General features: G+C 56.5%; 11 protein-coding genes. 10 read left to right on the plus strand and 1 reads right to left on the minus strand.

Annotated features, from left to right (window positions below; genetic code table 11):
* From ACMTNU_RS11545 to ACMTNU_RS11575, 7 genes are all read left to right on the plus strand, one after another.
* Positions 1 to 2,171: RHS repeat-associated core domain-containing protein (locus tag ACMTNU_RS11545; protein ID WP_413935406.1), on the plus strand; the 2,171-nt coding region annotated here is incomplete at its 5' end.
* Entirely contained in the window at positions 2,171 to 2,605 is a 435-nt protein-coding gene (locus tag ACMTNU_RS11550) for a hypothetical protein (RefSeq protein WP_413935408.1), read from the plus strand. The genes ACMTNU_RS11545 and ACMTNU_RS11550, both read left to right, overlap by 1 nt.
* 223 nt (positions 2,606 to 2,828) lie before the next feature.
* On the plus strand, positions 2,829 to 3,833 hold the full coding sequence (locus tag ACMTNU_RS11555) for an RHS repeat domain-containing protein (protein WP_413935409.1): 1,005 nt from the start codon (positions 2,829 to 2,831) through the stop codon (positions 3,831 to 3,833).
* Between the two features lie 53 nt (positions 3,834 to 3,886).
* Complete coding sequence (locus tag ACMTNU_RS11560; RefSeq protein ID WP_413935410.1) at positions 3,887 to 4,321, plus strand: Clp protease N-terminal domain-containing protein; 435 nt, start codon at positions 3,887 to 3,889, stop codon at positions 4,319 to 4,321.
* Between the two features lie 220 nt (positions 4,322 to 4,541).
* On the plus strand, positions 4,542 to 5,912 hold the full coding sequence (locus tag ACMTNU_RS11565) for an RHS repeat-associated core domain-containing protein (RefSeq protein WP_413935411.1): 1,371 nt from the start codon (positions 4,542 to 4,544) through the stop codon (positions 5,910 to 5,912).
* Between the two features lie 22 nt (positions 5,913 to 5,934).
* Positions 5,935 to 6,570 carry a hypothetical protein gene (locus tag ACMTNU_RS11570; protein WP_413935412.1) on the plus strand — a complete coding sequence of 212 codons (636 nt, stop codon included), beginning with the start codon at positions 5,935 to 5,937 and terminating at the stop codon, positions 6,568 to 6,570.
* The gene (locus ACMTNU_RS11575; RefSeq protein ID WP_413935413.1) at positions 6,567 to 6,851 is read left to right on the plus strand and encodes a hypothetical protein; all 285 of its coding nucleotides are present in this window, start codon (positions 6,567 to 6,569) and stop codon (positions 6,849 to 6,851) included. The genes ACMTNU_RS11570 and ACMTNU_RS11575 overlap by 4 nt, the downstream gene beginning before the upstream one ends.
* A 187-nt stretch (positions 6,852 to 7,038) precedes the next feature.
* Here ACMTNU_RS11575 and ACMTNU_RS11580 read toward each other — a convergent pair whose 3' ends face one another.
* The gene (locus tag ACMTNU_RS11580) at positions 7,039 to 7,887 is read right to left on the minus strand and encodes an integrase core domain-containing protein (protein WP_413935414.1); all 849 of its coding nucleotides are present in this window, start codon (positions 7,885 to 7,887) and stop codon (positions 7,039 to 7,041) included.
* A gap of 303 nt (positions 7,888 to 8,190) precedes the next feature.
* Here ACMTNU_RS11580 and ACMTNU_RS11585 point away from each other — a divergent pair, with 303 nt between their 5' ends.
* Genes ACMTNU_RS11585 through ACMTNU_RS11595 form a run of 3 tightly spaced genes read left to right on the plus strand, consistent with a single transcriptional unit; the run spans position 8,191 to position 11,878 of the window.
* Complete coding sequence (locus ACMTNU_RS11585; RefSeq protein WP_413935415.1) at positions 8,191 to 10,677, plus strand: secretin N-terminal domain-containing protein; 2,487 nt, start codon at positions 8,191 to 8,193, stop codon at positions 10,675 to 10,677.
* A complete protein-coding gene (locus ACMTNU_RS11590; protein WP_413935416.1) occupies positions 10,667 to 11,092 on the plus strand; it encodes a type IV pilin protein in 426 nt (141 codons plus the stop codon). Before ACMTNU_RS11585 ends, ACMTNU_RS11590 begins: the two co-directional genes overlap by 11 nt.
* Positions 11,093 to 11,095: 3 nt before the next feature.
* Positions 11,096 to 11,878 carry a LysM peptidoglycan-binding domain-containing protein gene (locus tag ACMTNU_RS11595; RefSeq protein ID WP_413935417.1) on the plus strand — a complete coding sequence of 261 codons (783 nt, stop codon included), beginning with the start codon at positions 11,096 to 11,098 and terminating at the stop codon, positions 11,876 to 11,878.
* Positions 11,879 to 11,885 lie beyond the last annotated feature (7 nt).

Here is an 11,885-nt window from a genome sequence, read left to right on the forward strand (position 1 = left end):
TCACCAGCACCGAGCAGAGCATCGCGGCCACGACCAGCTTTGTCTACGAGCCGGTCTTCAATCAGGTGACGCGCATCACCGACCCGAAGGGCAACCAGACGAACATCGCCTACGATGCCAATGGCAATCCGCTCACGATCACCGATGCGGACAACAAGATCACGCGCTTCTTCTACAATGCGCAGGGGCTGTTGACCGAAACCAGGGATGCCTTGTATCCGGCGAATCCGGCCACCACCTTTACCTATGACGCGCTGGGTCGCCTGCTTACCACAACCGATCCGTTGAGTCGCACCACGACGTTGACGTATGACAACGCGGGCAACGTGGCGACGAGCAAAGATCATCTCAATCGGATCACCGCGTTTGAGTATGATGCGAAGAATCGGCTCAAGAAGGTGATCGATCCACTGCTCGGGGAGACCGTCTACACCTACGACGGCAATGGCAATCTGCTCACCGTCAAGGATGCGAAGAACCAGGTGACGACCTTTGCCTACGACAGCCGGAATCGGCTGCTCAGCACGACTGATCCGCTGGGAAAGGTGGAGACATACGAGTATGATGGCAACGACAATCTGACCAAACGCCATACGCCCAAGGGCGACGACATCCTGTTCGCCTACAACGCCGTGAATGAACTGTTGAGCAAGACGCTGCCGGGGAATCTTGTGACCAGTTATACGTACAGTGCGGTGGGGAACCTCCTGACGGTGACCGATCCGGACAGTGCGTTGACCATGACGTATGACCAGGCCAATCGCCTGCTCACGACCAGCACGGCGGGATCAAGCCATCAGCCCAGCGTCACGCTCACGTATACGTATGACAAGAACGGCAATCGCCTGACACTCGCCGATGGAACCGCGACGAACACCCACACCTTTGACGTCCTCAATCGTCTCGAGACTCTCGCCAGTCCCGCCGGCACCACCACCTTTGCCTACGACGCCCTCTCGCGGCGGACGGCAATGACGCTCCCCAACGGTACGCAGACGACCTACAGCTATGATCCGGCTAGTCAGGTCACCCAGATTTTGCACCAACTCACGGCGACGAGCGCACAGATCAACCAGGCCGCCTATGTCTACAATCCCGTGGGGAATCGGACGAGTCTGACGGACAGACGCGGGCCGCAAGCCTTCGGCTACGATAATTTAGACAGACTGACCAGCGCCAGCCATCCGCTCCTCGGCACGCCGCAGAGCTTCGCCTATGACGCGGTGGGCAACCGGACGACAGGCGGCTCGGTCGTGAACGCCGGGAATCAACTCACGGCGGATGCCACGCACGCCTATCAATACGACGACAACGGGAATCTGACCAGGAAAACGCTGCTCGCCACCGGCAACTACACGCAGTACACCTACGATGCGGAGAATCGGCTGACCAAGGTGGAAGACTTCGTGGCCGGGAATCCCACGGCGGCGTTCACGAGCACCTATCGGTACGATGGGTTGGGCCGACGGATTGAGAAAGTGGCCAATGGGCAAAGCAAGCGCTACATCTACGATGGCGAAGATATTCTCCTCGAATACGACGGCAGCAACGTCCTCCAGGCCCGCTACACGCATGGCCCTGGCATCGACGAACCCATCGCGGTGACGAAGGGTGCCAGCACCTACTTCTATCATCAGGATGGCCTTGGTAGCGTGACGGACCTGACCGATTCATCCGGTGCCACGGCCAAGAGCTATGCCTACGATGCGTACGGCAATATTCTCGAATCGCCGGGCACCGTCGAGCAGCCGTACACGTACACGGGGAGAGAGCTTGATACTGAGAGCGGGCTGTACTATTACAGAGCAAGAACCTACGACCCAGCCATAGGCAGATTCATTGAAAGGGATGGTCTAAGAAGCGAGGTTAGGACGGGTAAGAATCTATATGTGTACGTGAACAACAACCCGGTGAGGCAAATAGACCCATTTGGATTGGCGGCGGATTATTGCCCAGAATGTAAACAAAGATGCCAAGGGGACTATGACGCTTGCATAACTTCTGTGGCGCTCAGCGCAGGCAGCTGTGTCCAAGGCTGCATTCTGGATTTTGGAAAGAGACGAGTTTGGCAATTCGCGCTCATCTGTTTATCAACCTGCGGAGGGAAGGCTGCATTTGATTATGCGCTTTGTGTCTCGGACCGAGACAATTGCCTGCGAGGTTGCCGCTAATGCCGAAGAGAGCGTTGCTTGCGTTCTCTATATATTTCCTTCTGTTGTTGGTAGTAGGTGGAATTGTCTTTTTTTCCGCAGCATCGAAGGAACTTATTCACTGGGATGAATTTGGGAAAGCGGCCGCCTTTGGAGGCTTGATAGGCGCAGGGCTAAGCTTGTGGTATGTCGGCCTGTTGACGAAACGAATAACTGACAACAAAATTACTAAGTTTGCAAACGATTGGTTGACAGGTGTCTTGATAGTTGGGGCAATCGTTTTCTATCCAGAGCTATCAGGTTTTGTGTGCAAGCTCATTGAAGAGTCCACTGAGAAATGTCTCAGCATGAAATATGGATTCTATGAGGGGGCCCTATTTGCAGCGGCACTTACGGATGTCATATGGGCATTTCTTTGGGAGAAGGCTCACCGGCAGCCGTTGTACTTTGAGTAAAAGAGCGACAAGGTAAATGGGGTCAGGTCTTGCAATCACGCATTCTGATCAAACAGGCACGATCTTCAGGACGGCTTGTTACATTTCTTGCCTACCCATACAGATTCTCGACCTGGTGGACTGATTGATTCCCTCGGCGAAACCTGTAGAATCCGCCATCAAGCGGGTCGGTCGTCTCTTCTGAACGGGGAGATGTGAGATTGCAAGACTTGACCCCATTGTAGTGCCGACAACAGGGAATATCACGAACGCGGGCAATCAGCTCACCGCCGATGCGACGCACAGCTACCAATACGACGACAATGGCAACCTCACCAGGAAGACGCTCCTCGCAACAGGGAATTACAGCCTGTACACGTATGACGCGGAGAACCGGTTGGTGAAGGTCGAAGACTTCGTCGCCGGAAATCCGACTGCGGCGTTCACGAGCACATACAGATATGACGGCCTCGGTCGTCGCATCGAGAAGGTCGCGAATGGGCAGACGAAGCGCTACATCTACGACGGCGAGGACATTCTCCTCGAATATGACGGCAGCAACGTGCTCCAAGCGCGCTACACGCATGGCCCGGGGATCGATGAACCGATCGCGGTGACCAAGGGCGGGAGCACGTTCTTCTATCATCAAGACGGGTTGGGCAGTGTGACGGATCTCACGGACAGCACGGGAGTGACGGCGAAGAGTTATAGCTACGATGCCTACGGCAATATCTTGGAATCGCCGGGCACGCTCGACCAGCCGTACACCTATACCGGACGAGAATTCGATGCAGAGAGTGGGTTCTACTACTACAGAGCGCGGTACTACGATTCGACGATAGGAAGATTCTTGGGAAAAGACCCACTCATGTTGGGCGGAGGCGATACAAACTTTTATCGCTACGTCCGCAGCAATCCCGTGAATCGAAATGACGCCTTAGGGTTGACCACAATGTCTATGCCACGGCCAATTCCTGGTCTGCCGCCTGTAATCGCGGTGCCGCTAGCACTGCTATTGGCGATCATCAATCAAGACAATGTGAACCCTGGTGAAGATTGTCCTGAGATCTGGTCATGTGAATTGATTGGGAACAGAATTGTGCATCTCGACCCCGTTGGTTTTGGCGCGCTTCTGGAAAAAAGAGAATGCAGTTACGCCTGTAGCAGCAGCAAGGGGCGACTTGAGTTTGTCAGGAGATTGCTTGATCCAAGGGAATCGTGCCCTGATCAACCGTACGATTTCCCATAGCGCAGGTATGAAATGCTCGGTGAACGTGCTTCTTGTGGGCAAGGAGTCTAGTGATGAAAAAAGCTGATCTCAGCTTGATGAATGCTGATTTGAAGCGCGTTGTGCTCCTCGCAGGTGATGAAGCAGCAAGACGGCAACACAGCTCTCTTAACCATGAGCATTTCTTGCTCGCCATATTAATGACCAATGACTCAGAAACCACGGAGTGGCTCTTGCAAGCGCGGATTGATCCTCGCATGCTGGAAAGTGCACTCCGGAAGGAGCTTAGCGCATGGCATGACAAGAAACGAGCCCTCGGAACTACCGATGAACACAACGACTTCAATCTCCCTTTCTCAGAAGAAATGGCAAACATATTTCGTGTTGAACTTTCTGGTGTTCATGATCGACTCACCAGCCCTCTAGATATTATGATAAGAATCATCCAAGCTCCTACTAAATCTGTTGAGAAAATCCTGGCAGAATCAAGAAAAGACGCTAAAGGTTGACTTTGGCGGGGACCCTGTCTGACTTGCGAAAACCGATAGGGTCATTGCTTGACCTGACATCTCACGCGACGCGGCGCTTGCCGTTCGCGTGCTGGGCGACGAGGGCGCTGACCACGTCGAGAATCTTCTCCTGCTGCTGCGAACGGCGGACCAACGCTCGTCTCTTCTTCAATCCGCTTGTCGCTTGTGAATGCTGTTCGAGCTGCTAGAATTCTATCTCATGCCTCCTGTCCACTCTGCCAGTTCGCGACAAACCGCTCCTCTGGGACCGCCCTTAATCTACGACGAACTCGCAGAGGGCTTACCCTATGATCCGGCGTCGCAGGTCACCGCGATTAGCCATCAGCTGACAGCTCTCAGCCAACAGATTAATAAAGCGGAGTACCTCTACAACGGCGTCGGGAATCGGACGAGTCTGACGGACCGACGTGGGAGTCAGACCTTCGGCTACGATAATCTGGATCGGTTGACGAGTGCCTCACATCCACTCTTGGGGACTGCCCAATCATTCACGTACGATCCGGTCGGCAACCGCACGACGGCCGGAAATGTGACGAATGCCGGCAATCAATTGACCGCTGATTCAACTCATTCATATCAATATGACGATAACGGAAACTTGACGCGCAAGACGCTGCTGGCCACGGGCAACTACACCCAGTACACGTATGATGCCGAAAATCGGCTGACGAAGGTGGACGACTTCGTGGCGGGGAATCCCACCGCCGCGTTCACTTCCACATACCGCTACGACGGGCTTGGGCGGCGGATTGAGAAAGTCGCGAATGGCCAGACGAAGCGGTACGTCTATGATGGGGAAGATATCCTGCTCGAATATGATGGATCGAATGTGCTGCAAGCGCGGTACACGCATGGGCCTGGCATCGATGAGCCGATCGCGGTGACCAAAGGCAGCTCCACGTTCTTCTATCATCAGGACGGGTTGGGAACGGTAACCGAGCTGACAGATTCAACGGGCACAACGGTGAAAGCCTATGCGTACGATGCCTATGGGAACGTCGTTGACCAGACAGGAACGGTTGAAACCCCTTATGCCTTCACCGGGCGGGAATTAGACTCGGAAACCGGTTTGTACTACTACCGGGCAAGATACTACGATCCAGCCGCAGGGAGATTTTTGCAGAAGGATCCGATCGGGTTTAAGGGCGGCCAAATTAATCTCTATGGATACGTCGATAACAATCCCCCAAACTTCAGGGATCCGGGGGGGCTTGCATTCATAGATGTACCTCTGGATTTTCCGGTAATCCCTGAACTCAAAGGGGTATCAAGGATGCTTGGAGGGCTAGGACTGATTCTTAATATTCTGACAATTAGCGGCGATACCCCGTGTCCAAAACCATGTCCACCGTGCACTCCATACCCCGCAGGTACCATTGGATATTTCGGCCCTCACAATGATCATGACCACTATCCTGTGGGAAGACCTCACTTGAATTTGCGTGTAGTCAACCAGAGGCCTAGTGATTGCAAGTGCTTCTGGAACGACAACAAACCCGATGTTGCGTCCCCTCCTCCAGCGCCTGGATGGGTAAACTTGAACGGTGGAGAACCCCCGTTGTCGCCGTGAGCCTTGATCGAGGTATAGAACAATGAAGATTTGTGCCCTCGGATTTCAATTGCGGGTCGCGCCTGATGGCACCAGGCCGTGGGGCGCCAGACGAAAAGCAACTTATCTTCTTCGAGAAGATGTGGTTGCTCCGTTATCAGCTGATGTATCAGTCTGGCCCGAATCGCAAAACGAAAAACTTCATTTTGAACTGTTTTCTAACTATTCCGCCGCTGACTTCAGTGCCCCCAACGGCCTGAATTTATTCAATTTGCGCTCAGCTTCGCTAGCCTCTCACCGCTCCTTATTTGACGACTCTGTTTTGATGGCGATCAGCGTCTCTAGTGATGTAGGGGCGCAGCTAAAGATCATGCACTTCATCGAAGATCTAATTGTTGATATCTGTGAACTGGAGAAAAAGGGGTGGACTTGCTTAGGCTTCGATGTGACGGATTACCGGCTCAAAAGTGGCTTGATGAATTGCGGTTATACTGGCGATGAGAAAAAGCAACTATCAGAACAATACAAGAGGGACTTGAACAGATTTGGATTGTTTATGACAAATGAAGTAGCAGCCGATTTTTCTAGCCGTTGTGACTCACGAGTTTCTACTCATTCGCCCTTTATAGTGTGTGGGATATGGGTGAATGGAGAGCTAGAGAGAGCCTCTGCTGAGTGACCGTAACCTACGACGACCTTGCACAGGGCTTCTCCTATGATCCGGCGTCGCAGGTCACCGCGATTAGCCATCAGCTGACAGCTCTCAGCCAACAGATTAATAAAGCGGAGTACCTCTACAACGGCGTCGGGAATCGGACGAGTCTCACGGACAGACGAGGAACGCAGACGTTTGGCTATGACACGCTCGATCAGCTGTCCTCCGCGAGTCATCCGCTCCTCGGCACGCCACAGGAGTTGTCCCGTCCAGCTGTCCGGCGGACATCTTCGAGAGATTCATGAACGGTTTGTCGTCCGAATCCCGCCTCACTACCGCATCGTGAACTGATTTCTCAGCCTCGTTACGCGAATTTCTGCTGTCGGCTCTCCCTTTTTCCCCTCTGTCCGCCGCATTCGAATGGACTTGTCCGCTATCCTCACGGACAATGTCTGTAGAGCTCCTCTGACCGCTCGCCACTGCCTCTGGCCACTAGCCCGGCTGCGCCCTGAAGACATCGATTCCCGCCCAGACTTCCGCCGGTGTCCGCCCCTGCAAGTGATCGTGCGGCCGATCATGGTTGTACCAGCATCGAATGTCGTGCAGAGCTGTCATGAATTCCACGTGGTCCGCGATCGGTTCTGTCGCCAACGCTCGCTTCACCGTCCCAATAAACCGCTCGACTCGCCCATTTTGCCAGGGGCATCCCGGCTCACTGCGTTGGTGGCGGATCCCCAACAGCCACAGGCCACATCGAAACCAGCGGGAGACGAACACGGGTTCATTGTCCGTCCGGAGATACTGAGGGCGTCCATATTGTCTGACCGCTTCACCCAGCTCATGCAACAGTATGAGCGACGACTTGTCCGCAAGCGCCTGCAATCGTACAGCCGCCCGGCTCCCATGATCGACGATGGCCAAGGCGAGGTGTGGTGTTCCGTGCTGATCCGTCTTCGTCAACAGATCGCAGCCCCAGATCCGATTGCGTGGGACCGGTCGTGGTACGCGATGTTTCATCTTCCGTCGGGCTTCGTAGATCAGATACTGGTGCCGGCGACAGGTATCCGCCACATAGGTCTTACTCACGGTCATCTGCCGTCGTGCTGCCCAGTTCCGATTAAAATGATGCGCAATTGTCCGACAGCCCGCCTCCGGCATCAGCGCCTTGAGCCGAACAATTTCGTCTCGGACCCATGTCGGTTTTGGCTGGGCGAAGATGCGGCGCGGTGCCGGACGATGGTGGCCTCTTCGTCGGTGTCGGACTCGAATGACAAGCTTCTGTTGCACCCACCGGAGGAGCCGTACCCATCGAACCAGCAGCCCTATCAGCCACGCTGTCATCGAACAGACCTCCTTAACCCGCATCATTCATGACGACTTCTACTGCAACCGTCGATACCCCGCTACGACAAGTCTGGCCTCGTTTTGTTGCGGCCAGGCGGGTAGGCTCGCTCCTCGTGACCTCGACATACTGTTTCAAGTATGCCTTGGTCCCTCGTTGCTCCGCGTGCCCGTCTCACATGGCGTTTCACCGGTTTCGTGACGAACTGTCGTGAATGATGCGGGTTGAATCCGGCATCAGGTTTTTCGCGACCTTGCCGATACAGTATCCATACTGCTTCGTGCGCCAACTCGATGGCATCCATGACGAACTGGTCTGGCACGCAGCAGCACCTGTGCGCCATGTGTGAAGGGGACCGGTCAGTGGTGTATGTCCTGACACCATCCAACCGCATCGTGACACACACTATGCAGCACGCAACAATAGTGGGTCTTGGGACGATCGTCCTGTGTGTGCTTGCCGGCTGTGTGTCGCCTGAACTCAAACAGGCCAATCGGCTTGCCGAGCACGGCCAGTGGGATCAGGCGGTGGCCGCCTATCAGGAGGCCCAGAAGCTGGCCCCATTCGACGAAAAGATTCGCCGGCAACTCGACCAGGCCAAGGGTGCTGCCGCTGCGGGGCACTATGCCCTGGGCAAACAGGCCTATGAGGACCACCGCCTCGCCGACGCGTTGCATGAGTTTAAACAGGCCTTGGGGCTGGACCCCTCGAAGGCTGAGTACCAGGCCATGATCGCCGACGCGCTGCGGATCAAGCAGAGCCAAGAGCAACTTCAGGCCGGAACCAAACTTCAGAATTTGGGCCGAGTGGAAGAAGCGCTGACCGCCTATGAGCGGGCGGTCGAACTCGATCCGAGCCAAACCAGTGCGCTCACGCGGATTACGGAACTCACGAAAGAGCAACGGGCGACGAAGCGGATCGGCGGGTCAGACGAGCCGCTGACGCTCCGCTTTCAGAATGCCAAGCTGAAAGAGGTGTTTGAAATTCTCGCCCGGACCGCCGGGGTGAATGTGCTCTTCGATAAAGAGGTCCGGGACGAGCCGATCACGATCTTCATTAAAGACCTGCCGTTCGATGAGGCGATGCATCTGATCCTGAATACCAACGGCTTGCTGGCCCAGCAGGTGGCGCCGGATACGATCCTCGTCATGCCCAACAACAAGCAGAAGCAGGCGCAGTACCAAGATTTGCTCATGCGGACGTTCTATCTCACGAACGCCAAGGCGAAGGATGCCGTCAATCTCATCCGGACGATGCTGGACAGCAAGAAGGTCTACGTCGATGAGAAGGTCAATGCCATCGTGGTGCGCGAGGAACCGGCGAAGCTGCAACTGACGGAGAAGCTTCTCTTTGCCATCGACCGGCGGGAGCCGGAAGTCGAGCTGGATGTGGAGGTGTTGGAGGTCAATCGCACCAAGAGCATGAAATACGGGATCAACTTCGCCAAACAACTGGGTTTTGGTATCCGGCCCAATGGGAGCACGGGCGGCATTTCCACGGCCCCGACGCTCTTTACGCTGCAACAGCTGACGGCGCTGACCCCGCAGAGCTATCTCTTCACGTTGCCGGCGAGCATGCTTACGGATTTCTTCAAGCAACAGTCCGACGCGAAGACCTTGGCTTCGCCAAAACTCCGTGTCCTCAATAATAAAGCCGCTGCGATCAACGTGGGCGACAAGCAGCCGATTCTCCTCTCCACGACCAACGTGCTGCCGGGACAGGCGGCGACGGGCGCGATCCCGACGACTTCCACGGTCACCTCGATCGAATTCAAGGATGTCGGGGTGAAGCTCACGGTGGAGCCGTCGATCAACGCGCTGGATGAAATCGCGATGAAGCTGAAGATTGAAGTGACGCGGCTGGGGGACCAGGTCATTCTACAGGCCAGCCCGGAGATCAAACAGTTCAAGTTCGGCACACGGTCGGCGGAGACATTTTTGATGATGCGGGACGATGAGACGGTGGTGCTGGGCGGCTTGATTCAGGGGGAGGATCGCAAGAACCGGTCGACGGTACCCCTGCTGGGCGATATCCCGTATCTCGGCGAATTGTTTTCAGCGACGACGGTGGATCGCGTCGAGACGGAAGTGGTGCTCACGATTACGCCTCGCATCGTACGCAGCCTGACCACCCCGCCGATCGCCGATCAAGCCTTTTGGTCCGGGACGGATCAGAATTATGCGACGACCCAACTCTTTCCCCCACAAGCCCGAACCGTCTCACAGAATAACCGTAGCAACGGTGCGAGTGTTACTCCCAACGGAGCCTCAACAGATTCACGCGTAGCGGGTGAGGGAGGCACCGCCGTTCTCTCACCTGTCATGAAACCGACTTCGCCGAATGGGACAGCCATTCCATCTACTGGCCTGACGAGTGCCCCTCGCGATGCGGGCAACGCCTCGTCATCTGATCTCGTAGCACGTGGCCCAGCCCTTGTGAGCTTCACCCCATCGGAGGTCTCGGCCACCGTTGGGCAGGAGGTGCGAGTGGACCTGTCGACGGCCGCCATCGAATCGCTGACAGAGGCGATGCTGACGGTGGTCTACGATCCGAAGCAGATCGAGTTTCGGCGCGTGGGACCAGGAGCTGCGGCGATCTCGGCCCATGCGCTTGATGGACAAGTGATGCTGACGGTGCGGCGACAGGGCAGCGGAACGGGGGAGACCGTGCTGGCCACGCTGTTCTTTCAGGCCAAGGCGAAGGGTGATGCTACGGTGACGATGGAGGCGGCTTCGAGCGATGGGGGGCCACCACCTCGTGCCGAACGGGTGGTGATCCATGTGCAGTAAGGTCGGACGGGCGGGGTTCGGGCATACCCCGCATCGGTCCTTCTGCACGAGCTCGGCGGGATTCACGTTAGTCGAACTCATGACTGTCGTCACGATCATCGGTATTCTGGCAACCTTGGCGGTGCCGAACTATCAACAGAGTGCCGTCAAGGCACGGGAGACGGCGCTCAAACACACCCTGTTTGTCCTGCGTGATGTGATCGACAAATACCGCGCCGATAAGGGTACCTATCCATCAGCGCTGACCGATCTCGTGACCGCTGGCTATCTCCGGTCCGTGCCGACTGATCCGCTTACGGGATCGACGACCACCTGGCAGGAAATCCAGGATTCTGTCGAGAGCGGGATCTTCGACGTGCACAGTGGGAGTCCGTTCGTGTCGATCATCGACGGCAAGCCCTATAACGAATGGTAGGCCATGCAGTCCGACCGCAGCCAGAGGGGAGTGGTCCTCGTAGTCGTCTCGCTGACCGTTGCCATGAGCGGGTGCGCCACCGCTCCCGAGCTGCCGATGGGTCGTGGAATAGACGAGGCGGGACGGGCGCTGCAGCTGATGCAGGAGCGCGAGAAGGAACTGGCCGCGCTTCGAGCTGAGCTGGCCACGACTCGTATCGCGGCGGCGAAACAGGACGCCGAGCTGCACGACCTGCGCACGACCGTGGTCCAGTTGCGACAGGAGAACGGGGAGTCGCATCAGGCTCTCTTGGAAGCGAAGCGAACCCTTGATGCCCGTGACCGTGAACTGACGGCCATGAGGATGGAACGTGAGCCACCGGCTCAGGCCTTCGCGCCATCGGGCGAAACGGCACAGCGTCTGGCGGAGTTGCACCAGACGGTGGCGTCATTGAGTCAGGAACTGGCGACCGTCAAGTCGGCAATGGCGCAGAGTATTCGCACACCACCAGCTGCGGCGGAGCGACCAGACGAGCTGAGGGCCACAACCCAGTCGGGCCAGCCGTCACGCCACCCGCGTCGCATCGCTGCGGCATCGGACGGTGAGATCACGCAGGGCATGATCCCGGCGGTGCACGTTCCTCGGGAGGGCGGCGAGTCGTTGCGACCCTCGTGGATCACGGTGCAACCGGGGGACAGTTGGTGGACGTTGGCTCGGAAGCACAAGACGACCATCACGGTGTTGCGTGCGGTCAATGGTCGAGTGGGCGATGCTCTCATGGTCGGTGAAGCACTCCGGCTTCCGTAAGCGCGCC

It is taken from the genome of Nitrospira sp. BLG_1 (genome assembly GCF_047338595.1).
GTDB lineage: Bacteria > Nitrospirota > Nitrospiria > Nitrospirales > Nitrospiraceae > Nitrospira_D.

Excerpts from the sequence above, each read along its gene's own strand:
- ACMTNU_RS11580 (WP_413935414.1), bottom strand. The coding sequence starts at position 7,887 with ATGACAGCGTGGCTGATAGGGCTGCTGGTTCGATGGGTACGGCTCCTC.
- ACMTNU_RS11590 (WP_413935416.1), top strand. The coding sequence starts at position 10,667 with ATGTGCAGTAAGGTCGGACGGGCGGGGTTCGGGCATACCCCGCATCGG.
- ACMTNU_RS11560 (WP_413935410.1), top strand. The coding sequence starts at position 3,887 with ATGAAAAAAGCTGATCTCAGCTTGATGAATGCTGATTTGAAGCGCGTT.
- ACMTNU_RS11565 (WP_413935411.1), top strand. The coding sequence starts at position 4,542 with ATGCCTCCTGTCCACTCTGCCAGTTCGCGACAAACCGCTCCTCTGGGA.
- ACMTNU_RS11570 (WP_413935412.1), top strand. The coding sequence starts at position 5,935 with ATGAAGATTTGTGCCCTCGGATTTCAATTGCGGGTCGCGCCTGATGGC.
- ACMTNU_RS11585 (WP_413935415.1), top strand. The coding sequence starts at position 8,191 with ATGACGAACTGGTCTGGCACGCAGCAGCACCTGTGCGCCATGTGTGAA.
- ACMTNU_RS11595 (WP_413935417.1), top strand. The coding sequence starts at position 11,096 with ATGCAGTCCGACCGCAGCCAGAGGGGAGTGGTCCTCGTAGTCGTCTCG.
- ACMTNU_RS11550 (WP_413935408.1), top strand. The coding sequence starts at position 2,171 with ATGCCGAAGAGAGCGTTGCTTGCGTTCTCTATATATTTCCTTCTGTTG.